This window comes from Moraxella tarda, assembly GCF_035181405.1.
In the GTDB taxonomy this organism is placed as follows: domain Bacteria; phylum Pseudomonadota; class Gammaproteobacteria; order Pseudomonadales; family Moraxellaceae; genus Moraxella.
In genome coordinates, this window is record NZ_JAYGGV010000001.1 from 146,900 (window position 1) to 170,616 (window position 23,717).

General features: G+C 43.7%; 25 protein-coding genes. 3 read left to right on the plus strand and 22 right to left on the minus strand.

The features are described from left to right. The first annotated feature begins 448 nt into the window (after positions 1-448). Positions 449-1,708: a tyrosine-type recombinase/integrase gene (locus U9670_RS00665; protein ID WP_323842211.1), complete on the plus strand. Its 1,260-nt coding sequence runs from the start codon at positions 449-451 to the stop codon at positions 1,706-1,708. A gap of 336 nt (positions 1,709-2,044) precedes the next feature. Here U9670_RS00665 and U9670_RS00670 read toward each other — a convergent pair whose 3' ends face one another. Genes U9670_RS00670 through U9670_RS00690 form a run of 5 tightly spaced genes read right to left on the minus strand, consistent with a single transcriptional unit; the run spans position 2,045 to position 8,500 of the window. Further along, positions 2,045-2,701 carry a M15 family metallopeptidase gene (locus U9670_RS00670; RefSeq protein ID WP_323842212.1) on the minus strand — a complete coding sequence of 219 codons (657 nt, stop codon included), beginning with the start codon at positions 2,699-2,701 and terminating at the stop codon, positions 2,045-2,047. 51 nt (positions 2,702-2,752) lie between these two features. Next, a complete protein-coding gene (locus U9670_RS00675) occupies positions 2,753-3,136 on the minus strand; it encodes a hypothetical protein (RefSeq protein WP_323842213.1) in 384 nt (127 codons plus the stop codon). 24 nt (positions 3,137-3,160) lie between these two features. Then, entirely contained in the window at positions 3,161-3,331 is a 171-nt protein-coding gene (locus tag U9670_RS00680; protein ID WP_323842214.1) for a hypothetical protein, read from the minus strand. 28 nt (positions 3,332-3,359) lie between these two features. After that, on the minus strand, positions 3,360-7,877 hold the full coding sequence (locus tag U9670_RS00685) for a TipJ family phage tail tip protein (protein ID WP_323842649.1): 4,518 nt from the start codon (positions 7,875-7,877) through the stop codon (positions 3,360-3,362). Next, positions 7,874-8,500, minus strand: coding sequence for a tail assembly protein (locus U9670_RS00690; RefSeq protein ID WP_323842501.1), 627 nt, complete (start codon positions 8,498-8,500; stop codon positions 7,874-7,876). The genes U9670_RS00685 and U9670_RS00690 overlap by 4 nt, the downstream gene beginning before the upstream one ends. A gap of 57 nt (positions 8,501-8,557) precedes the next feature. Between U9670_RS00690 and U9670_RS00695 the strand changes: the two genes are divergently transcribed. Beyond that, positions 8,558-8,839 carry a type II toxin-antitoxin system RelE/ParE family toxin gene (locus tag U9670_RS00695; RefSeq protein ID WP_323842502.1) on the plus strand — a complete coding sequence of 94 codons (282 nt, stop codon included), beginning with the start codon at positions 8,558-8,560 and terminating at the stop codon, positions 8,837-8,839. A gap of 10 nt (positions 8,840-8,849) precedes the next feature. Next, positions 8,850-9,143, plus strand: a complete 294-nt coding sequence (locus U9670_RS00700) for a HigA family addiction module antitoxin (protein WP_323842503.1) — start codon at positions 8,850-8,852, stop codon at positions 9,141-9,143. On the opposite strand, the gene U9670_RS00705 is transcribed toward U9670_RS00700, so the two are convergent. From U9670_RS00705 to U9670_RS00785, 17 genes are all read right to left on the minus strand, one after another. Next, positions 9,124-9,897 carry a Mov34/MPN/PAD-1 family protein gene (locus U9670_RS00705; protein ID WP_323842504.1) on the minus strand — a complete coding sequence of 258 codons (774 nt, stop codon included), beginning with the start codon at positions 9,895-9,897 and terminating at the stop codon, positions 9,124-9,126. The genes U9670_RS00700 and U9670_RS00705 overlap by 20 nt on opposite strands. Then, positions 9,894-10,562, minus strand: coding sequence for a phage minor tail protein L (locus tag U9670_RS00710; protein WP_323842505.1), 669 nt, complete (start codon positions 10,560-10,562; stop codon positions 9,894-9,896). Before U9670_RS00710 ends, U9670_RS00705 begins: the two co-directional genes overlap by 4 nt. Before the next feature lie 43 nt (positions 10,563-10,605). Continuing rightward, positions 10,606-10,977: a hypothetical protein gene (locus U9670_RS00715; RefSeq protein WP_323842506.1), complete on the minus strand. Its 372-nt coding sequence runs from the start codon at positions 10,975-10,977 to the stop codon at positions 10,606-10,608. 78 nt (positions 10,978-11,055) lie between these two features. Further along, the gene (locus U9670_RS00720) at positions 11,056-11,388 is read right to left on the minus strand and encodes a phage tail protein (protein WP_323842507.1); all 333 of its coding nucleotides are present in this window, start codon (positions 11,386-11,388) and stop codon (positions 11,056-11,058) included. Positions 11,389-11,617: 229 nt separating this feature from the next. After that, the gene (locus U9670_RS00725; RefSeq protein WP_323843756.1) at positions 11,618-15,670 is read right to left on the minus strand and encodes a tape measure protein; all 4,053 of its coding nucleotides are present in this window, start codon (positions 15,668-15,670) and stop codon (positions 11,618-11,620) included. Between the two features lie 359 nt (positions 15,671-16,029). After that, positions 16,030-16,809, minus strand: a complete 780-nt coding sequence (locus tag U9670_RS00730) for a KilA-N domain-containing protein (RefSeq protein WP_323843757.1) — start codon at positions 16,807-16,809, stop codon at positions 16,030-16,032. Positions 16,810-17,468: 659 nt separating this feature from the next. Then, entirely contained in the window at positions 17,469-18,221 is a 753-nt protein-coding gene (locus U9670_RS00735; protein WP_323843758.1) for a hypothetical protein, read from the minus strand. Positions 18,222-18,451: 230 nt separating this feature from the next. After that, on the minus strand, positions 18,452-18,583 hold the full coding sequence (locus tag U9670_RS00740; protein WP_323843759.1) for a hypothetical protein: 132 nt from the start codon (positions 18,581-18,583) through the stop codon (positions 18,452-18,454). A gap of 149 nt (positions 18,584-18,732) precedes the next feature. Beyond that, complete coding sequence (locus U9670_RS00745; RefSeq protein ID WP_323843760.1) at positions 18,733-19,185, minus strand: hypothetical protein; 453 nt, start codon at positions 19,183-19,185, stop codon at positions 18,733-18,735. Positions 19,186-19,338: 153 nt separating this feature from the next. Next, on the minus strand, positions 19,339-20,256 hold the full coding sequence (locus tag U9670_RS00750; RefSeq protein ID WP_323842513.1) for a phage tail tube protein: 918 nt from the start codon (positions 20,254-20,256) through the stop codon (positions 19,339-19,341). A gap of 8 nt (positions 20,257-20,264) precedes the next feature. Next, the gene (locus U9670_RS00755; RefSeq protein WP_323842514.1) at positions 20,265-20,654 is read right to left on the minus strand and encodes a phage tail terminator-like protein; all 390 of its coding nucleotides are present in this window, start codon (positions 20,652-20,654) and stop codon (positions 20,265-20,267) included. Between the two features lie 2 nt (positions 20,655-20,656). Beyond that, a complete protein-coding gene (locus U9670_RS00760; protein WP_323842515.1) occupies positions 20,657-21,010 on the minus strand; it encodes an HK97 gp10 family phage protein in 354 nt (117 codons plus the stop codon). Continuing rightward, complete coding sequence (locus tag U9670_RS00765; RefSeq protein WP_323842516.1) at positions 20,991-21,299, minus strand: glutamate 5-kinase; 309 nt, start codon at positions 21,297-21,299, stop codon at positions 20,991-20,993. The genes U9670_RS00760 and U9670_RS00765 overlap by 20 nt, the downstream gene beginning before the upstream one ends. 75 nt (positions 21,300-21,374) lie before the next feature. Then, the gene (locus U9670_RS00770) at positions 21,375-21,716 is read right to left on the minus strand and encodes a hypothetical protein (RefSeq protein WP_323842517.1); all 342 of its coding nucleotides are present in this window, start codon (positions 21,714-21,716) and stop codon (positions 21,375-21,377) included. Positions 21,717-21,770: 54 nt separating this feature from the next. Next, positions 21,771-21,974, minus strand: coding sequence for a hypothetical protein (locus U9670_RS00775; protein WP_264676202.1), 204 nt, complete (start codon positions 21,972-21,974; stop codon positions 21,771-21,773). A gap of 10 nt (positions 21,975-21,984) precedes the next feature. Continuing rightward, entirely contained in the window at positions 21,985-23,001 is a 1,017-nt protein-coding gene (locus U9670_RS00780; protein WP_323842518.1) for a hypothetical protein, read from the minus strand. A 2-nt stretch (positions 23,002-23,003) separates the two neighbouring features. After that, complete coding sequence (locus U9670_RS00785; RefSeq protein WP_323842519.1) at positions 23,004-23,621, minus strand: hypothetical protein; 618 nt, start codon at positions 23,619-23,621, stop codon at positions 23,004-23,006. Positions 23,622-23,717 lie beyond the last annotated feature (96 nt).

The following is a 23,717-nucleotide window of genomic DNA, read 5'->3' on the forward strand; positions in this document are numbered from 1 at the left end:
TATTTTATCATAAATTCCACACCCTGTCAGATTTTCATCATCAGATTTTTGCCAATGATTATTATTGATAATAGTCATTATATGATATAAGATAATGTGTGATATGTGATATAAGTATGATATCATGACATCAACCCACATTCATGTCCAAAAATTCACACAGACACATACTCAATATGCTAAAACAATAGGCGTGATTTTTTTAAGTTTAAATTTAAGTATAAAAAAATAAATTTAAGCTGATAAAAAGCCAATAAAGCTAATAAAATCAGGAATTTGACTAAAAATATGATTTTAATGATAGATAATAACTACATGATTACAGATAAATAAAAATGGGTAAAGGCAATAAAAGCCAAGCCCAAGCACTACAAAGGGTTAAATAAAAAAACATTCATCGTTTTAATTCATCTTTAGCCATTGTAACGCATAAAAATTTGAGTATAATATGGAGTGCTTTTTTACTACACTCAATATTATGCTAAACGACACCCAAATCAAAAAACTTAAACCCAAAGATAAAGTTTACCGAGTGACTGACCAGCACGGCTTAACTTTGGAAATCCGACCGAACGGCAAAAAATACTGGTATTACCGTTTTATTTTTGACGGCAAAGCTACGATGATGCTTATCGGCGAATATCCGCTGGTTAGTCTATCGGAGGCACGCCAAAAGCACCTTAATGCTCGCCAATTACTTAAATCTGGCACAAATCCTATCAGCCAACAAAGAAAGCAAAAGCAACTTGCCAAGCAAGAACGCCACGACCTTTTTAAACATCACGCACAGTCTTTTATTGATAAAAAGATTGCAGATGCTCGCTCATCGGGCTATATCAGACAACTTAACTACACCATTAATACATACCTAAATCCTGCTTTTGGCGATAAGCCCATTACGCATATTGATACCATTGATGTCATCAATATGATGCACGATGTCATCGCAAAGGTAAGAGCAAATACAAAAAAGCGTGGCACAGGCGAAGTTGTTGCCAACCTATGCAGACAGCAGACCAGTCTTATATTCCGTCATGCCATGCGTACGGTGCGTTATCTGTCCGACCCCACTGTTGGAGCACAAGGCGAAATTGAGCGACCACCCATTGACCACGCTCGTGATTTGACTTTGAATGAATTAAAAGAATTTTTAGATAAATTAACCAGTTATGGTGGTATGCCGTCCACTAAGGGCGTGATTTGGACGATGATTTACACCATGTGTCGCACCAAAGAAGCACGGTTTATGCGGTGGGAACACATTGATTTTGACCGTAAACTGTGGAATATCCCCCTTGCCGAGATTTCAAGGCGTAAAAAAGGCGAACGCAACATGAAAAAAGACCGTCCGCATATTGTGCCATTATCTAATCAAATGATTGCCCTATTGCAATCTATGCACACCATTAGCGGACTTGGCGAGTTTGTCTTTCCGTCCAACAAAAACCCCAAAAATCCCATTGGTACGGTAACGGTTAATAGTGCCTTAGGTTATATGGGGCTTAATATAACAGGACACGATTTGCGTGCGACAGGTTCAACTTACTTGCACAGCATGGGGTATCATACCGACCACATCAACCTACAAATGGCTCATGTTGACAATAGTGTAAGTGGTATATACAACCACGCCTTATATCTGCCTGAACGCACCAAAATGCTACAAGACTGGGCGGATTATCTTGACGAATTGAAAACAAAAAAATAAAGCTAATTTTTTTAAAATATTTTAAAAAACATTTGACAAATGACCGATACGGACAACAAGGCTATGATAAGCGTTGAGTGGCAATACGCAGTTTTCTTAAAAAGTACTATCACTTTCAAAGTACTTTAGAGAATTGAGAAACTCAAAGCCCAAAGAAAATTAAAGACAACAATTGTTCAAGCACTTACAGATTTTTTTGAAAAAAGTTGAGAATAATGCTTGACTTGTTCGCAATAAAGAATAAAACATTTATGCTTCGTTGGTGCTCACACGCCCATTACTATGAATGCACTTGCAGAAATAACCAAGCCCCACCCGAAAAGGTGGGGTTTTTATTTATGCAGGCAACTCGAAGTGCGGTCCATCGATAAACTTGCCACCGCCAGCACGATAGGCTTTAATCCAATCGCTTGGGTGGTTTTTACTGTTGTTGATAATAGACCACGCTCCGCCCCAACGCACACGCACACCGAGTTCATCGGCGGCAGTTGCCATAGCTTCGGCAAGTGGGTAGTAATCGTCAATACGCCAACTGATAACACCGTCTTTGACTGGAACAATATCCACAGCGTGTCCTGTGATATGGCGTGAGTTCATCGTCTTAGACGCACCTTTACGCACAAGTTCTCTTTGGCGTTCTTTGGTTCGCACACCCTCAATGACCGTAAAGTCCGTACGGCTAATTTGAATGGCACGCTTAACCACCGCCACAAGGTCAGGGTGTACGCCCTCTAAGTTTTTTAAGCTACGCGCGCCCAAAACAAAACCGCTTTTATTTACAAGCGGTTTGTCCGTTGTGGCTGGTGGATTGTTTTCAGGGTGTGATTTGTATTGTTCGCCTACCGCTCGAATCTCATCAGATGTAACGGCTTTGACTTGCGTGGCTTGATTGACCGCATCGACCGTCATCTTACCAGCGATGCCATCAATCGCGCCTTTGTAATACCCTGCATTCTTAAGGGTTGTTTGGATTTGTTTAATATAGCTACTCATAATTGCTCCAATAAAAAAGCCCCATTGGGGGCGGTTAAAAAAACAACAAGATTATTTAATCAATGCTTTAACAATGTTTTTAATCTCGGTTACAATCTGGGACAATGTTTTATCAGAAGTGGTTAATTGCCACGAGCAATAAACCGTTCCAAAAACAAGCATACCAAATGCTGAAAAAATCAAATAAAACAACGCTTGTGCATAATAATTGAGATGTTCAAAGGCGAAATAGTCAATGACGAATTCCCCCATGAAAAGCCCCAAACCAATCGCACAAGTGATTTTGATGATGATTTTTAGGTTTAGGGTTAAATTGGCGTTATCGTCTTTATCGAGATTAATATCACCACTTAATACAAGACTGATTAAACTGCCCACAATTAACGCAAATAGTTTGGTTAAAAAAGGTATGGCTTTTGTTAAGGTTTCAGGCATTTTCTTTGCTCCTAAAAATAGATATTAAACCCACGCCCCATCAATCCACCGCCAAGCTTTGGTGTTATCAGGGGGTGCGGTGAGTGTGAAGTCTTTATCATCGCCCAAATCATTGATGACAGCGTTTGGGTTGCCGATGTCTGTGTAAAGATATTCACCTGTTTGTTTGTTGTAGATATAAAGTTTAACAAGCATAAAAGCTCCTTATTTAATTAAAGTTAAATTAACGTTTAACTGCCATTAAAAGCATAGACGCTTCGTATAGTCTTGCACGCACATTGCCCTTTAATGTTAAGGTTAATTCAAATCGGTACTCTCCAGAGTATTTTGGTAAAAACAATAAAGTGTTGCGGTTAATTTCTCTTGTAATACCAAAATACCCTGCTGTGCCACTGCCGTTAAAATAATGGCCATTATTATTACCCCCAGTTTCACTCATATACCCACTCATAACAAACCTATTGAATGACGGTGGATTTTTTTCACCATAACCCAAAATCCACTCTTTTTCGCCACTGGAAATGTGCGTAGCAACTAAGTTAATTCGTGGTGGTGAGCTATATGCATTGTATCTATCGGAAATTTTAGCTCCTGATACTCGTGCGTACAAATTAATCACAACAGGAGCTTGTTCTGAGTTCATTGTTGCAGCAAAAATCACTTCGTCTTCAATCTCCCCATTCCACTGCTTAAATCCAGAATTTAAGGCTCGTGGCACAATGATCGCTTCGTTGGCAATATTAAGCGTGTCTACTGCTAAGTGTCCAATTTTTGCAGATGTTACCGACCCATCTTGCAGTTGCAAAGAACCCACCGAGCCATTTCTGATTTTAACGCTATCGATGGAGGCGTTAGCAATCTTGGCGTTATCAATGCTACCATTTGCGATGTGTGCGTTGGTGATACTCGCATTAGCAATATGAGCACTATTAAACCACGCCCCAGCAGGATAGCTTACGCCATCAATGGTTGTTGGGCGTGTTGTAAAGACAAACGGCTTTTTGGCACTGGTTGTCGCTCCAAAATAAATCTGGTCGGCATTGATGCCAAAACGGCTTGTAACTTGCCCATTTTGTAACTCGCTCATCAAGCCATAACCGCTAATAAAGCCGTTATTATCAACTGTTACCGCTTTAATCGTACGCACGCCATTGAACGACTGCTCTACATTTCTGATGCTGGTTGTCTGACCGTTTACGGTGCTTTGTAGGGTACTGATTTTACCTACTTCCGATGTCAGCTTGCCGTCAATTTGCCGCACGCTGCTTTTGACTTCATCAAGAGCGGTGGCGGTGGCGTATTGACCGTTGGGCTGTCTGATTTGTGTGCTTAGCTGACCGATGCGTTCAGATAATGAGCGTTCTTTATCAGTCAAAGAGCGTTCAAGCTGTTGTATCGATGCGTTCGCTGTTCTATCAGCTTGTTTGTAAGCTGTGTCAATCTGACCGATGCGTTCAGACAATGCTTGCTCTTTGGTGGCGATGGATTGTTTGACCTCATCAATCAATGCCGTGGTGTCGGTATGCTTGGCGAGTACGGCTTGAACAGACTGTCTTGAATATCTTGGCTGACGATACAGCCGAAGCTCATTGTTAGCCCCATAAGCCACCCAAGCGAATTCGCCCACCCACTCATCGCCTACTTGACGTAAGTCTCCGATTTTGGCTGACCCTGATGCTGACGAGTTGTACACCGCAACAGAAGTGAGGTTTTGAGCATTTTTTAATGTGATTTGTACCTTTTGCCCTGCGGACAATTGCTCTTTGATGGGGTAGGTGATGTCCCAATCGGTTGATACTTTCGTCTCATCGCCACCAACAAGCAGATTGTCGCTAAGGCTTGAGAACTTGGCATTCATCGTCTCACGCATCTGATTGATGGCTTGCTCTGCGCCAACAATGCTGTCTTGCACAGTCTGCATTCTTGCGTTCAAGGTATCTTGATTGCGTTGCTGACTGACCGTCATTTCGCCGAATCGTCTTGTCAGGTTGTCCGTGCTGGCAAAAACATCTCGGATTTGGGTGGTGGTGTCGCCCACCTTTTGTCTGATGTTAGCGATTTCTTGACTTTTGGCGGTTTTATCACGCATGAGCTCATCAATGCTGCGGTTTAACTGGGGCAATCGTGCGTTGGTTTGTTGCACCGCTTGCTCAATGCTGGGGATTTTGGCGTTGAACAGATTGATCTTGCCGTCAATGCCGTTAAATTTTCCATCAAAGTCTGCAAACTTATCATCAAACGCATCAATCTTAGCAATCGGCTCTCTTAGTGCTTGATCAAGGTGGCTCTCACTGATCTGACCGCTGATTAATTCCAGCACTTTGGCGGCGTCTGATGATGTCGTACCACGCACCCACGCTGTCCAATCACTTGCATTACCCAATTTATCCACAATTCTTGCTCTGTAAAACTGGGTCAAATTGCCTTGTAAGCCTGTGATGGTGTGGCTGTTGGTCGGATAACTAAATACCGCCAGCGTAGCAATGTTTGCTTGTCCATCAGGGCTGACTTGAATCTCTGTATAATTGGTGTCTTCTGAGCCGTGGTTAAATATCCAGTCCAGCTGCATGCTGAACAGACCGCCTTGCACTTTAAGTAAATACAGCTTTGGCGGTTTGCCTGTTTTGCCTTTGATCGTGGTTAATTGGCTTGTGGTGGCAAGGCTTTCATTATCAAAGGCATCAACAGCACGCACACGCGCTTGATAGTTGCCTGCATACACGCCATCAATGTCTATGCTTTGGCTTGCGATGGTTGGCAGTGTTTGCCAAGCGTTATCACCTTTGCGCCATTCCACGATATAGCCCACTGCACCTACCACCTGTGCCCAGTTAATTGTCAGCGTGGCTACGGCTTGCCCTTGCACAACGCGGTTGTGACCCGTGATAACGATATTGCTTGGTGTGGCTAATACTTGTGGCTTAATAACTGATACAGGGCGAGCAATGGTGTGCGCTCCGTTATCTGATGCGCTAAACTTAGACGGCTCATACTGTAAGCCCGTAATGCCAAATGTGTTGTCATCGTTTTGCCTGATTGACATGACTCTAAACTGCCGTGGCGCTAAATCGCTACTTGTCATCGCCCATACCGCACCAGATACCGCACCAACAACCTTATCAAGCGTGATGACGACACCACGAATGGCGGTAATTTTGGCGGTTTTGGCTTGTCCGTCCGTGCCGTTAATCACAAACGTATCGCCTACTTTACCGGCTGTGCGGTCAAGCGTAACGGTGCGACCGCTTGCAGACACAACACGCCCACCGTTGGCACGGCCTGCGCGCGCATTGTCTGATACATTGATAACTTCGCCCACTTTAGGGATAAAGCCATCAAGTCCTGCGCTAAACGTGACGGTTTCGGTTTCTAGCTGTTCAGATTGCAGCGCCCACGCACCCGCTCGGTATGCCTGCGCTCGTGATGTACAGCCAAAGGCGTTAATATCAATGATTGAGATGCCATACTTTGCAATGGCAAATTCATCACGCACATGCACATAATCGGTTTTAAACTCGTTATCAGGGTCATCATAGGCGACTTTAGCGATGGTGTGGCGGTCACGTTTGCGTGTGCCCGTATAACTAAATGCACCATTGACCACGTTGGCGTTAGTGAACGTATAAACAGGCTCTTTGGGTGTATCAGCATCAACAATGATTTGCATGCCATCCCAATAGCTCATAGCACGGAAAACCGATGCTAGGCTTTGTAATACTTGATACGCATCTTGGGCTTTTTGAATGTACACATTGACTGTGAATCTTGGCTCTTTACCGCCCATGCCGTCATCCACCAACTCATCGCAGTATTGACCTAGTGCATACAATGACCACTTATCCACCTTGCCTGCTAATCTATCGCCTAAGCCGTATCGTGTAGCCGTGCAAAGGTCGTAAAACACCCATGCAGGGTTATTGGTATAAGCTGGCTTAAATGTGCCATCCCACACGCCCGTATAGGTTCTTGTTTGTGCATTGTAATTACTAGGCACTTGCACAATCATACCGCGCATACGCACAGCAACCTTTGCGACATTGCCAAAGGTTTGGGCATCGTATTTTAGGGCAAGTAAAGACGTGCAAGGGTAGCGCAGTTTAGCATCAATCACTTCTGTGATGGCTTGTACGCTCATGGTATCAGCAATCAAATCATTATCACGGTTTGGCGTGATACGTCTTACACGCACCGTCCAGCCACGGCGTGCATTTGGCAAATCAATGCGGTGGCTACGCTGATAACCTTGGCTTGCCTTGTCATTGATGGTGGTATTAAGCACGGTCGCCCATGCGCCACCGTCAGTCTGTACGTCAATCGCATAATCAATCTTGTAACCGACAATATCGCCATTATCTTTCTGCTCACGTAATGCTCCCCAATTAAGACGGATAACCACCGCTGATAATTGGGTATTTGAGATAGCACGGGTAAATGGGCGGTCATGGCGCAATTCAACGCCTACGCTTTGCTCATTCTCGACAGACGAAAAGCCCTTGATGTGTTCTTGGTCGATTGTGCCATTGCGAAATTCCCATGATACATTTTCAAAGTTTGGCTGTCCGTTGTCATTGATCAATGGCGTACCGTCTAGCTTGATAGACTTACCGCCATCAACCAAGCCGAATACTTCACCTTCAGATAAGCCATAAAGCCCTTGAAAATAGTTTGTGCTTGCCGTGGTATCTTTGGCAATATTTGGCTTTTGTTGCCCTTTTGAGCCTTTTTTTGCGCCATAAATCATACTTTGACCCCCGCAATCATCTTGTCCTCGGCATAGATTGCCGCACTTGCCACAAATCCACCTACTTCACGCTCACCGTATAAAATCGGCACAGGATTGCCCTGCGCTACGGTAGTAACAGCACCGCCAAAGCCTTTGTTGGGGCGGTTGCCGTCTTCATTGGCAGGGTCTAGTTTGGGCGTGGGCATCATCAGCGTGGCAACACCGCCAAGTAATAATCCAGCACCTGCCGCAATCATACCCATATTCATCGCTGCTGCAGTAAAGACCCCAGCACCAAAGCCTGCGCCAACACCTGTTGCGATTAACGCCACTCCTACCACCATTTGTAGCCAACCCAATTCTTTACCGCCAGAGCCTACCACCTTTGGCACGATGTGGATTAGGTTTGCGTCTGTGATATTATCAATCTCATCTTCGCCGATGTTGGTTTTTTGCGTGCGTTTTTTACCTAAAAATACGGCAAATCGATACCCCAACCGCTCGCTATCAAGCATAAACGCTTTAAAAGCAGGGATTTGACAGGCTAGGGCGTGGGCAGCTTCTTTTGCCGTTTTGACATCAAGTTTAAAATAGCGTCCAAATTTTTTAGCAAGAATGCCGTGTAGTTCAATGGTTTTCATTTGACAAAATTTCCTTATTGATGTAAAGTATAACGATACAGTTTACAGGACGGTTTGATGATTGTTTCTTTTAATCATAAAGGGCTGGAAAAGTTTTTTACCACGGGTTCAACAGCTGGCATTCAGCATAAGCACAAAAACCGACTAAATACCCAATTAACCCAGTTGAACATGGCGGTATCACCCCAAGACATGAATATGCCCGGCTGGCAACTGCACGCCTTAAAGGGCGACTTAGATGGTCATTGGGCAATATCGGTTAATGGCAACTGGCGACTCACCTTTAAATTTAACGACGATGGCAATGCCGAAATTGTCGATTATCAAGATTACCATTAAGGAGTAAATCATGAAAATGCACAATCCTGCTCACCCTGGCTTGGTACTAAAAGACGGTTTGGGCGACATTAGCGTTACTGAGTTTGCTAAGCATTTGGGCGTCAGCCGTGTTACTTTAAGCCGTATTTTAAACGGCAAGCAAAGCATTACCGCTGATATGTCGCTTCGCATTGCTCGGGCCTTGGGGACGAGTGATGATTTGTGGTTTCGTATGCAAAACCAGTACGACCTATGGCAAGCCCAAAACAACCCCAAAATAGACTACACCACCATTGTGCCCTTGGTTAAGCCTGTTTATGCCTAAGCACCATCGCCGTGCGCTTTTGCCAGTTTTCACCATAGATTTCACGCACGGATAGCCGCCCGTGTGGGTGGTGCAAAACAAGACAATCCCCCACGCAGTCAGGCGTAGTCTCGCTGGTCAATTTACCATCGCCCAAATACACCAGCGCATGATTAACATGGTGCGTACGCCCAACACGGCACAAGATGACATCATGCTTTTGGGGCGTGCCGTCCACGACTTCAAAGCCAGCTTTGGCAAAGTTATTCTCATAAAGTGGCTCGTGGTGTTCATCTTCCCACCAGTCATCAATGCGTGCAAAATCAGGCAGTGTAATATCAAGCTCACGGTCATAATAATCACGCACTAAGCTGTAGCAGTCTTGCAAGCCATGCACATAATCACGCCCTAATAGTGGGCTGATGTAGCTTTTTGGCTTGTGTCGTCTGATGTCGCAATAATCATCACCAAAGCCACAGATGACCCAATCCACGCCGTGCAAGCCCATTTGTGCTTTATCCACTTCCGACGGTAAAGGCTCGCCATCTGGATGACTATGTACGATCGCTTTAATACTAAACGACTGTTCAAGCTCGATGTATGCAATCGGGTCGATTTCAAAATGACTTTGTTTGTCATGGGCAACGTTATCAAGTCTGATATAAGATATTGCACCGTCTGCGATGTTCTGCGCGATAACGCCGCAACACTCTTCGGGATAACAAGCCCTTGCGTGCTGTTCGATGTCTGCTTTTAGTGATTTTGTTAATCTCATGTCATACCTGCCGCTGGATAGCCACCAAACGACCCTTCATTGTTGCGAAATCTGCACGCTGGGATGGTGCCTTGGCATTTATCTTGGCTTGGGTCATCTGTTGGCTTATTATCAATTGTAAAGCGTGCTGTGCCGATATATCCGCACTCTTCGCCACGATACTTACCGCACATCGCCCAATGGCAATAGGTGGTAATGTTGCGCACAGGGATTTTTTGCCCTGCAAAATCTACAGGGTTGGATAATTCAAACTCGACCACGCCTGCCATCGGGTTTTCGGTGGTTTTCTGTTCGATATACCATTCTTGCTGTCGGTAGTTTGCATCGTCTGCACTGGTCAGATATTCGGCTAATGTCTGCGTGATGGTGAGCTTAGCCCCAGCAAAGTCATCATATAGCCTACATAGTGCGCTAATCGCTCCCTGTACGCCGTTAAGATTGTCAGCGACTGATAGGCTAGGCGTTGATGCCTTGCCGTCAGAACGCATCTCAAGCCCATCTGCACTGATTGCAATCGGTGTGTAATCTTGTCCACGAAAACGGATAACGCCATCGTTATGCCCGTGAAAGCGGTAAATATCTGCGCCCAATCTGCGTGCGTCTAATTCGTACAGGGTAATAAGCCCTTGCACGGTGGGCTGTTGTACATCGCTACTAAAACTCATATCCACCCCTAAAAAAAGGGCGCATTGTTACGCCCTTATCTTGTTATGCTTCTTCTGTTACTTCTTTAGCCTTAGCATCTGCAATCTTACATTCAACGCCAAAGGTGTTATCTTTGTATGAGACCGAAAAAGCGGTTACTGTGTTTGAATTGTCCCAGCCTTGCAATTCACGCAACTGGTTAGCCGCCCAAGATAGTAGCTCGGTGCGAAACACGCTGGCACGGTTGCGCTTTAAGATGCCGCTGTTGGCTTCATTGCTCGCTACTTCAAAGCCTTCGTCCTCGGGATAATAAACAATCTCTACAATGTCGGCCTTATCGCCGTGTTGGGCTTTCCAAAAGTCAATCTGGCTGATAAATGATTGCAATGTACGCGCTTCGAGGCGAGTTAGGGTGGTTCGGTTTTGTTCGCTCATGGCTTTTCTCCAAATAAAAAAGCCCTTGATTATCAGGGGCTTGGTTGATGTGAACGACATAGATGTCGCCCGGTTAAACTAAAATACTTGTTTTAGGGTAAAACTGATTGCCCAAACATTGCCGCCCACAGGGTTACGGCTAACTTCGCCATCTAGGCGGACTTTGATACTTGGCTCATCGGCTAAGGGCTTGAAATTAAAAGGCTCAACGCCCTTGGTAGCAATTAAAAAGCGATACATCTCATCAATGACCGCTTTTGTGTCTGTCTTACTGCATTGCCATGATTTAAGGCTATTATTAATCCCAAAGCTAACAGATTGCTCATAGCCATCACCAAAACTTATATGTGTCGCATTGTTTGATGTGCTTTCGCTACTGTCGTTTGAGATGTCCCATGTAAAGGTTTTCATTTTTTGCGGTCTCTGAATTTAAGGAAATTAACCACAGCATTTAAGATGTTGCTAAACTGCCAAATCAGCACCAACAAAATAGCGAAAACACCCAATAAAATGATATTTTCCAAAGGTAATTCTCCAATTTCTGCCAATTCTATGTTAAAATTTACCACAAGTTATCCTTTTAAGTGTCGTTTAAAGGGATAATAAAAAACCCAACTGTTTGCACCAGTTGGGTTTTTGTTTATCTGCCGTAATATATACCGCCCTGCCTTAGCTGACTATGGTGATATTTCTGTATCTCATCTCGGGCAATATATTTAGCCACCTTGCCGATCGTGACCATGATATCGCCATTTGGCATTTGTTCAGCAGTAGCAGTTTCATTTGAGTAGTTATTGATGATGACTTTAACGCCCCCAATACCTTCCCCGTTGCTCAATCGCTCAAGGTTATTAACACCAATGCGCTTAGTGGCGTTGGCATTCATAACATATTCTTGACCGTGAACCACGCCTGCGATGCTATTTACGCCAATGTTACCTGTATAACCACCCGTTTTAAAGCCTTGCGGTGTAACAGCTTGGATAAGTGGGATAAAGCTACTGCTTTTTGCCGTGGCAGTCGCAGCAGCAGCCAATTTCTGCCATACCGTTCCAGGCTCTTTGGCAAAAGCTTCTGATGCTGCAAGCCAAACATTTTGACCAGCTTCAGCGATGGCAAAAGCCTTAGACGCGGCAAACAAGGCTCGATAAGTGCTTGACTGCTCGCCTTGATAACCCTTAACAAGTCCTGCCAATGCCCCAAACGTTGCGCTATATCTTTTCAAAGTCGTATTAAGGTTATCTTCTTCATGCTGTCGCATCTCTTCAGCCGCTCGCTCTCTGATGGCTTTCATCTCAGATTGATGGGCTGTTTCCGCTTCTTCTAGTAAGCGTTGGCGCTCAAGGGCGTTAGTGATAACGTATTGCCCAACTTCATCAAGTGCTTTGATAGAATCAACCACATTTTGATAGTTCTCAAGCTGTTCTTTTTTACGCGCAACCATTTGGCGGTTAATCTGCCACTTACCATAGTCAAGACTGCTCATGTTGCGCTGATTTAGAATGTCCGTCATGGCATCGGCATGCCCAACCTGCCCGATGCCGCTAACCATTTTTTCTAAATCCTTTATTTTCTTAGCTTGCGCATCACCAAACTTTTTTACATCAAAGTCGTATTTATCAAGCACTGCTTTCTTGTAATACTCTTTTTGTTCATCAGTCAAATCTGCATCAAGCTTGATTTTTTCAAGGGCTAAGTCGCGTTCAGCATCTAAACGTTCTCTTGCACTAAGTCTAAAGCTGTATAAGTCATAAGCTAATTGCTTATCCTGATAGGCAGCATTTAGGTTAAACCGATTAACAAGGATTTCTTCATAAGCTGCGGCAACTTCTGGTTCAAAGCCTGCCTCCATGAGCTCCTTAATTCTTTTCTCATGGTCCACTTTTGCTTTGGCTTGAGCATTTAGAAGTTCATATTCAATACGTTCTCGTGCTTCTGCTTGCTGCTTAGCATAGTTTGCCGCCTGCTCTGCTATATCATCAGCAGTATATTTTTGCTCTTTCCCGCCGTTGTAAGCCTGCATATAGCGACTTACGCCTTTGACATAATGGAGTGTTTGACCTTTGCCGTTTTTCATGCGTGCATATCGGTCAGACATAATCGTTGACCATGCATGCTTTTTAACGTTGCCAGGTCCAGTGTTGTAGGCGGCAATTGCTTTTTCTACATCACCAAATTCATCAATCAAATGGCGCAAATACTTAGCAGCAGCTGGCGTAGCATTGGCTAGGTCGTAAACACTGCCTTTACCATACTGTTGCCATGTGCCGTCAAGGAACTGGAAGCCCCCTTTTGCTCTGCCGTACTTGGTTTCAGGACCTACTGCATTTGCATTGCCCTTACTTTCTTGCATGTGGACTGAAGCCAAAATGCCAGAAGGTAGGTTAAACTGCTTTTCAATGCTCGCAAAATCATATTTGATAGCGTTCTGTTTAACTTTGTCCCATGCGGCACGCTCTTGGGCTGTGATTAAAACCGCTTCGGTTTTAGCTTTACTACCAGTCTTGCTACCTTTGCCGCTTGAGCGACTACCGCCAGAACCTCCGCTTGATTTAGGTTTTTGAGACTCTCTATATTTCCTTAAGTCCTCCCGTGCTTTATCTGCGTCCATTATTTTTTTTGCTATGTCACTAGTAATAACCCCATTAGCAAGATGGACTCTTGCAAAATCCCTAGAAGCACTCTCAGAAAAGCCCATTTTCATCATTGCAAGGGTCATTTCGTCTGCGAATGCTGTTTGTGAAATAGCGCTTAGATATTCCTGCGCCTTTTTAGTTAATCCTGCCACTTTGTCAGCGGCATTAGATGCAGAACCTGCCACATTATCCATTTGACCAGCTAAACCACTTGAAGCATTAGAAGCATTGTAAGCTGTGTTCTCATAGGCTCTGCCAATATTTTCGGCATGCTCAAGCTTTTCTTTAGCGGCTTGTGTTAATGACGCCTGCTTTGATAGCTTTACGGCAAAATCTTCACTTGCCACGCCCATGCCGCGAACTTTAACCGCCAATTCTTCCGCTGATATTGTCTTATCTCTAAGGGCTTGTATAGACGCAAAGATTTCAGCTTTTTGTTCTGCTGTTGCCTTTGAATTGTTTGCAATCCTAGCGGTAAGAATGGTTAATTCGTTGGTCTCTTTTTTGTACTCTTCGGTTCTTTTTTTGATTTCTTCGGCTATTTCATCTCGTGCAACTTGTTTTTGGTTTTTGCTAAGCTTTCTATACTCCTCAACAAGTTCCTCAATGGTTTTATGGTGAACGTCAAGTACGGGTTCGGAATCTTGAACATTGCTCTTGAACATCATGTAAGATGAAGCTACACCGCCAACCAACATAGCTAAACCTAGTGGGCCGCCCATTAACCCCATTAACCCAGATAACGCACCTCTTACGCCAATAGAAGTAACTATTACCGCCTTTTTAGCTGCAACCAGTTGTAAATCTGCTTTTTCCGCTGCGTTAGTAGCAGCGGTTAATTGCGCCTGCGCCATCGCTTCACCGCGCAATGCAGCTACCGACTGATAACTTGCTTGCACCTTTGCAAGCTTGGCTTGTGTAGTCGCCACCTCACTTTGCGCTGCTGCATATTCGGATTGTGCCTTTTGTGCGTTCGCTGTTCGTTCCGCAAGTAGCGCAGCTGTCGATTTGTAAACTTCCTGTGTTTTCCTTGTAATGGCATAGGTTGCGTATGTTATCCCTGCTACCATTGTTGTATCAGCTACGGCATTGAAGTTATTGGCTAGAATTTGGATGGTACCAGATAACGCACTAGCTGCACCGCTCGCCTTACCTGCTTCACCAACAAACTGCGTCATTGAGTTAGACAGCATTTGCATTGATTTGCCGATAGTGAAATCAGTCTTAGAAAACATTTCATCAATGTAGGGTTGTGCCTTGCCTAGTGCTTCCGCCAATACTTCGCCTGTTAGCTTGCCCTCATTCGCCATAGTGCGCAATTCGTCAGATGTTACACCAAGACCATACGCCAAGGCTTTGATGATGCCGCTTGCGTTCTCGTTTACCGAGTTAAATTCATCACCACGCAACACGCCAGAGCCTAAGCCTTGACCGAACTGTGTTAAGGCTGCTGCTGCACCTTCTGCACTACTACCACTAATCGCAACGGCTTTTGAAACTGTGTCTGTTAGCTTGGCAGTTTGCGAAAGATTAAGATTTAATTTTTCAGCATTTTCCGAAAACTTTTGGAAAACCAAAACAGCACTATCCCAGTCAGAGCCTGTGTTTTGTGCGATTTTAAAGGTAGCTTGCATGGCTTGGTTAAGCTCATCGGTGCTTTTGGTAACCAGTTTTAGGCGGTTTTGCAAACCTGTAAATGCATCCATTTTTGAAATGGCTGTGCTAACGGTAAAGATACCCGCCATTTGCGCTGCAACGCCGCCTAGTGTTGGCGATAAGCCTTTAAGTGAGTTGTCAAGTCGCTTGCTTGCGCTTGTAGTCTCATCTATGTTGTTTTTGAGTTTGGCTAGATTTTGTTGTACTGGCTTTGAGCCAGATACAAATTTGTCAAGCGACCTAGCGGCATCATTGACATTGCCGTTAAAGCGATTGATGCCCTGCCCTGCATCACCAGTCGCCTGCTCGATAATATCCATTCTTTTTTTAACGGTCAAAAGCGCGTCTTGGGCTTTTTGCGCATCAACCTGAATCTCTAACCTGTATGTTTGTGTTGGCATAATTTTCCCCATTAAAAAACCGCCCCTTAGAGCGGTTTATCCCAATCTATTTTAACGCCAAAATCAAAGCACTCACCGCCAGTATGATACTAGCTAACGCAAATCCGCATAACGCCACCGCTTGTATCAAGCCTACTTTGTCTGCACCTTTTGAAGTCATTTTGCCACCTATCTGTAATTGTGAATTTGACTTATGGTTATTAAACATATATAATAAATCCTGTTCAATGTCGAAAATTGAAAATAAAAAACCCAGTAATTTGCCGTTACTGGGTTTTTGCTTATTAAAAAACCGCCCTTTCGGACGGTCATAAAAAAACACCCCACAATTTCTGTAGGGTGTTTTTAAACAGTTAAAATCAAATAATCATAGCATTACCGCCATAATAATTAATGCGATTCGGCTCAAACATCGGTTTGCCGTATTTGTTTGTCAGTTTCATGTCATGGGCGAGTTGTGCAATATCTCTAACATTGTTCACCACAAAGTCATGCACATTTCTACCCATGTCATCATCAAAGAACATGATGCCTTTCATCTGCTTAATGAGTCGTACGTAGTCCCTTAGGTGTACGGCACTGTTGGCAAGCACATCATAAAGCATGGCATTATCCACAGGCTTTCTGCCATGTTGCAATACCAAGCCATGCACATACTCCATCGCTTGATGTACCTGCTCACCTGTCAGCTCATCAACACAGCCCACATCAAAGCGTTGGTGTATCATTTTCCACACATTGCTATAAATCGCCCCTGTCTCGGCAACGAGCATCTTTACCGCTTGCACCAGTGGCTTTCTTTCGTCTTTGGTTGCAAAGGCGGTAATGTTCGCACCGCCTGTCATCGTATCAAACGCACGAATAACCATAAGGCTAAATTTGGCACTTATCCACATGGCATAACGGTAAACAAGTTCACGGCAGACAAATGTACCTTGATTTTTACCTTTACCAATAACAGTCTCATAGGCAATCTGTTTTTCGCTTTCAATCTCGGCAATCAGCTCTTTAGTTTCTTGATTACGCATAAATTGATATGGCTCATGCTTTTTAGCACCGCCAGAGACTTTATGTAAATCATTGAGGGAAAATAAGCCGTTGTGTTGGCTAATGGCTTGGTTTGAGATGATTAAGTTCATAAGAACTCCTATGTATTAACTTTGAAATTTACCCAAATAGGGTGCTAGGGGGTTCAAAGACCGTACATAGTCGGCTGGGCTTATTCGTCTGACAAGTCAGCTTATTTCACCGCCCCCCTAACATAATTTTATATACTTCTCAAATCTGGGAGCCTTAATTTTTTATGCTCCGCAGATTTGCGGTGCTTAATTTGATGTGAGGATTTGCACACCTTAAATTATGTTAGGATTTTGCTAAAAATCGTTCGGATTAACTTTTAGGCAAAATAAAACCACAGATGTCGCTTGTGGGTAACGCTATGTATTAGGCTTTGAAACCTTAGGGCATATATTACAACAAAAAACCCATCTTGTAAAGAGTGGTTAAATATCTTTTTTTCGATTAAAGTTACCCTAAAATAGGGTGCCAAGAGGCTCGAAACCGCTGTAAGCACGGCGGACGGCTTTTCCTTTCGGTATTGTATGACCGCCACCCTCTCGGCATAATCTCAAAAAAATGTTTCGGATTAACTTTTTGGAGCTATGCAAAGAGATTGCCTAGATTTAGACATAAAAATACCACAGATGTCGCTTGTGGGTAACGCTTACATAGAGTTTTCGAGGCTCTATGGATAATATACAACAAAAAACCCAATCTGTAAAGACTGGGTTTTTTATTTTCACTCACTAGGGAATGGATGTTCTCTATAAATCTTTATCAAACCATTAGGTTTGTTTATGTAGATAGATTCGTAGTTTGGCTTTCTATACGATGCACTGCTTTTATAGAATAGCTGTATAACATTTGCTTTTCTGAGTACATCTTGATAATTGTCTTGCAATTTTCCATCGTACAGCAAAGGTTGTAGAGTTCCACCATCTACCTTATATCCAATAACCACATCTTTGTAACTACTGAAAGCTGATGTTTTTTGTTCTTCTATAAAATACGTTCTTTCAGAGTCGGTAAAGACCTGAAATGTTATTGGATCAAAATTTAGACTTGCACGCCATGGATCAACCTTGATTGATGGGTACTTGTAGCCAAATGCTGAATAAAATGGTATTCCACTAACCACGCCAACTCTTTTCCAAATACTCATGTAGTCGTTGGATTTTAGTGTGATTACATTGCCGTCATAACTTGCTGACAAAGCAGGGCACTCTATCTTAAATGTCTGCATCTCATTAAGTTTGCCACCGCCCAAGTAAACGGTTTTTGGTGGATTTGGAAATTGCACTTCTTCTTTGTAACTTCCTAAAATATGATCACTCAAATAAAATGTTAAGCTATCACAACCAAAACCAGCTCGCTCATTCTCAAACAATTCTAGGCTTGGATTTCTGTTGGCATAAGCAGTTTGATAACTGGTGGTACTGGCACACCCTGACAACACAGCCAACGCAAAGATACTGGGGAAAAACTTCTTCATAAATCAACTCCATGTTACACAGTAGTATTACTTTACAACATTTTTGCTAATTTGTTAAGCTATTTTTTATGCCTTGATTGACAATTTACACAAGTCGTTACATTTTGGCAATAGACGATTACATTATAATTTTATTGCAGGGTTATATCTTGTTCTGCTATAATAACTCTACCATCTGTTGTTTGATACAACCAAAACCCAAGTGCGCTAACACTTGGGTTTTTGCCTATTTACCGCTTGGCTTTCTTGTTAAAGCTATCCAGCCATACATCATCAAGGGAGAACACCACATCATCAAGCAACCATCTGGGCACATAGTAGCGATAATGTTCGCATACATCGCTAATATCCCGTACACTCAAGGGTAATGCTATGCCGTCAATATAGCGCCTTTGCCTGTTAGCTAACACAAATATCTGTATGCAGTTATCACTGATTAAATCGCCCGCCACTTCATTTGGCAATGCTATACCAAGTCGCTTGTAAATCTCTTTTCGCTTGGCGTTTAGCTTTACTTCTTGGGTTTGCCACTTGTAGCGGTCGATGGCTTTTTTACGACTTCAGCCGTCATCGTTTTGTATTCAAGGCGACCAACGAAGAAAGCACCTAGAGCAGCATCAACTAATTCGCCACGTTCTTTAGGTGGCAGGCTATTGATTAGCAAGATGAAGTTATCACCATTAATGGCTAGTGGCATATCATCAGCATCTACCACATTCCATTTGTCGATAGCGTATTCGCCAACAATGAATAGCCATGTTGTGTCTTTTGATAACCCTTGATTGTTCCGTCTTAAATCATCTAGTGCGAGGCGCTCAATGTTCGGAGTTTGCATCTTATCGATGGCACTTTCTAACGCCTCATCTCTTTCAAGTTTGATTGTTAATTCAATGCCGCCAATGCTTACCTCTTTTGTAATCTTTTCAAGGTTGGGTTTTTTTAAAATATCTAGTTTAAAAGTCATTTTGTTGATCCTTACAATTTAATAGCCGTGATAATGGCAGGTAAAGCAAAAAGCAACAAACCGAATGCCGCTAATCCCACCAAGATTAAGAAGCGTTTCATTTCCATTTTTGCCACCATTAGAAAAGCCCCTGCATTGCAAGGGCTGTTATTGTTACGCTGTAGTGTGTCGCTCAATGATTGGGCTTTCGTCAACCACGGTGTAATTAACGTCAACTGTTACCAAATCCTTTCCGCTTGGGCTTGGGATTTCGCCCGATACTTGGAATTTCGGGATTTTAATCACATAACGCTTGTCGTCCGCGAATTTGATGGGGATTTCAAGGCTTAGCGTCTTGCCTGTTAGCTGATTAGTGATGATGTCGTGCGCCTTTTGGCTATATGCGATTGTCATACTACCGCTAATGTTGGCAATCATGGCAAGCACATTACCGCCATAGATATTCTCGCCCAAGCATTTTTGTACTTCGGTCTGGTTGTCAATATCAAGACTAAACGATTCCACGCACACATCAAGCTTAGTGCCGTCCACTTTGATTTCACCGATTGATAGACCGCTGGCTTTGGCGGTATCGGGTGTTGGTGTGGGGGTCTTGGCGAACGACTCTGTTTTACTTTCTTGATAGCCGATACCCGTCATGCCAAATTTAACTTTGATAAGGCTTGACGTGTCAACCGTTAGCCCAAAACTTGACACAACACACCCCAAAAAGGCGTGATTGACGTTAATGTCGGTAAAGTCTTTGCTAATAGCAAACTGGTGTTTGGTTGTGCCAATGCTTAGTGTTTTTGGCGATGCACGACCGCCCGACCAATCATTCCAAAAAGCACCTGCGATTAGTTCATCATAAGCCTCAAACATTAGCTCTGTTTCAATATCGCCTTGCACGGTTGCAGATGTTACCATGCCTGCCTTGCCGATACGTCCGCCTGATAGCATTTCACTATTTGTCAGCTCGGTAGATACCGTTAAGCCGTTTGTGATATTTGGCAAGGTTTTCCACCCTGTTTGCGGGATGGTTTTGTCTGTTTGTTTTGCGTATGCTGATTTTACGCGCGCGCCACTTGACATAATTACTCCTAATAGTGCCGATACGGCACACTCACATTGATTTGGTAAATGCCATCGGTTGACGGCACATTGATAATGCTAGGGGCTAGCAATTCCAACCGCTCTAGCTGTTTGGCTTTTAAGTGCTTGGCAAGGCTGTCGGCTTGTGTTTTGATAGCCACTGTACCGCTATTCTCGGCTGTGAATAACTGCACAATCAGCGTGCCAACTTCAAGCACACACGGTTCATCGCTCACACTGTTAATGTGATTGATACCGCCAAGCACCGTTACACGCCCCCAAACGCCCTTTTTAGGCGGTTTAAGGTTTGCATTGTCCCTACCCATCAGGGCAGGGTCAAAATGCTCCCACCGCGCAATGTGGCTCAATATAAGCTGTTCGATTGTTGTACTGTTCATGCTTACCCCATTCTTGCCATTGCGCTGTTAAAGGCGTTTTGATATACACCTGTCGGGGCTTGCTTTGACCAGCCGTTTTCAAGGCGAATTGAGTAAGGCGAATTGGTTTGAATGTAGATTATTGGATAGCTACCCTTGGCAATCCCCATAATCGCCTCAATGCCTGCACCTGTTTGCGCCATGCTTGGTGCGCCAATGCTAACGTGATGTGACCGCCTGTATGCGCCGGTATCGACAGGAGAGAGCGCAACCACATTGTTATAGCAATCAATGGCAAAGGTGCGATACTGCTTATCTAGCTCGTCTGTGATTTTCTTGATAAAATCGCTAGGCGGTTTATCCCACTTCATGCCCATAGTTAAGCCCCCTTAGTTGCATTACCCACGTCACATTAGCAGGGTCTTTACTGACATTTAGCACACGCATGTCATTAATCACGTCATCAATCAATGGCGCTTCGTCCACTTCAGATTGTAAGCATGTTAATTTCACGTCATGCACGGCGACCGTCTGCCCGTCAATCTCATAAGCGTTATATGAGCCAAATACCCCACGCCCTTGATACGCTTTGTCTTTGCCTGTGTTATCGTTAATCACCCAATCATTCGCGCTGTGAACACGTCTAATCGCGGTAAACTCTGTCACGGCATCAGCTAAATCGGTATCAAACGCCTGACGGATTTCTTCGTTTATTTCATTTTTTAAGCTCATGCCCATCCTTTAGTAGCGAGATACCATCAAGTTAAGTCCGCCTTTGACAACAAAAGGTTTGATTAAATCAAGTGCCATCATCTCATACTCACTCATCGGCTGACCATCAACGCCTGTTGCATAGGTTTTTGATACCGATACATCGCCCGCTTTTGATGATTTAGACACAACCACGCCTTCGGTGCGTGCTTGGTATAGCTCGCCTGCCAGATATGCTTTGGCGATTAATCGCCCTGCTTGTTTGACATTGTCATGGTAGGGCTTTTGTATTTGATGGCGTGATAGCCAAGCATTGACCGCAAGTAGCGTGTCTTCATTGGCATCAGGCAAATTTAGTTCGTCTTGCGTCATAAATGCCCCATTATAAAACCCCCATAAGGTAAAGTTCTTATGGGGGTTTTGCGATTATTCCACCTTGCCAGTCTCAGATGTCGTGCCTGTCAAAGCTTCTGTTTTTTCTGGATTTTTAATGCCGTAATCGCCCCCACTTTTAGCGGTATCAGTCGCTTTCATCGCTCCTACCGTACTTTTTGAGTCGTCAAAGTAGTCTCTTTCTGATGGATAAGTGTAGTTAAAAGCGGGTTTTACTTTGTCTTTGGGTAGTCCCATCATTTACTCCTTATAGGTTGGTAATTAAAAAGCGGATTGGCGTTTGTTCTGGTGTTGCATCCAGTCGCCAGTTTGTGCCTGTTTGTAGGTCTGTCCAGCTTGCTGATAAGGCTTCATTCTTTGTACCGCCTGTCAATGCAGAATCTTCAGCAATAAAGCTAAACCCCTGTGGGTGGATTAAGGCATTTCGGCGTGTCCAAAGCGTGGTATGACCTGCACCATTACCTGTGTTCGCCGTGCGTTCAAGCTCCAAATCATCTTGACCTACCACCATGTCGGCAGCGAACGCACCACGACCTAGCAAGTACGACACATATTTGGCGTTTTTGCCTGTGCCTATGATTGTGCCTTTGGTGGATTGAATGACCATACGACCGTTATAAGTCTCCACAGGCTTTAAATCATCAGCGGTGGTAACTTTCTCTACCAGTCTTTGCTTACGCATTTTGGTGGCAATGAGTGGATGAACAATCATGATGCCACGTCCTTGATACGCCTCATCAAGCGTGCCTTCGGCATCGATAAACGCATTCACATCAAAGCCACTGGTGTCATCAGCGGTGGTTTTTGAAATGTCATGGGTAAGCTTCTTGCCGTTGGCATGGTCATAGTTCATCAAACCAAACACGGTAGCAATGGCTCGGTTTTCCATTTGGGTCAGCCAAAATCCGTCTAACATTTTAGCAATCTCGCTCAAAGGCGATTTGCCCGTTAAATAGTTCTCCAGTCGGCTCTCAATAAAGCCCTCGTTTAAAAACGCCACACGACCTTTTGACTTACTTGCTTCAATACTTCTAGGCATGGCGATATCAGTCATGATGGTGTTGCCATAGTTGGCTTCAAGATTGCCATCAATGGGGTGGATAAATGGCACTTCAAAGGTTTTTGAACCGCTTGTCAGTAGTGGTCTTAGGCGACTATCTGACACAAAAGCTCCTGACTGATAAAACTTTGAACGCTGCAGGTTGTCTTTAACTTGATAAGACAACACCACATTTTTGTTAAAAATTTCTCTTAATTTGGGCATGATTACTCCATGAATAATTGATTAAATAAAGTTGGGTTGGATTGTACCAAAGCGACCCGCTCGGCTTCCGTATAATCTTGGGCTTGTTTTTGACTTTGACCTGTTGCCCCTGTGCCACTGGCTTTTGTGCCGTCAATCAAAGCGTCAAACTTACCACCGTTTTTAAACTCGTTTACTAACTCGTCTAGGGTTGAAATGGTTAAATTACCATTGCCATCTGTTACTTTAACTTCGCCATTGTCGCAAGTTAAGCGTTTTTCAATCAGCATTTGCAAGATTTCTTGATTATGGGCATTGGTGGATAACTGGCTGGCAATTTTCAATGATTGTGATTTGATTAAATCATGGTTGCGTTCGGCTGTCATATCACTCATCTGTTTTTCAAGATTTGCAATTTTATCTTGATAGCTTTTTTCTAAGGTTTCAAAATCGCCTTTTTTGCGTGCTAACTCTTCTGCCTGTTTGTCTTTTTCGGCTTGTTCGGCTTTGCGTTTTTCGGTTTCTGCCTTTTTTTCGCCAAGTAGCGTTTCGTTGTGCTTTCGCAAACGCTCAATTTCAGCTTTTAATGTTTCAAGCTCGTTGTTGTTGGTGTTGGTGTTTTCGTTGTTTTGTTCGGTCATGGTTACTACCTTTGGTTGTGCCGTTACAAACGGCGGACAATAAAAAACCCCTTGCAGTTGCAGGGGGCTTAAAAGTTTATGAGTTAAAGTATGATT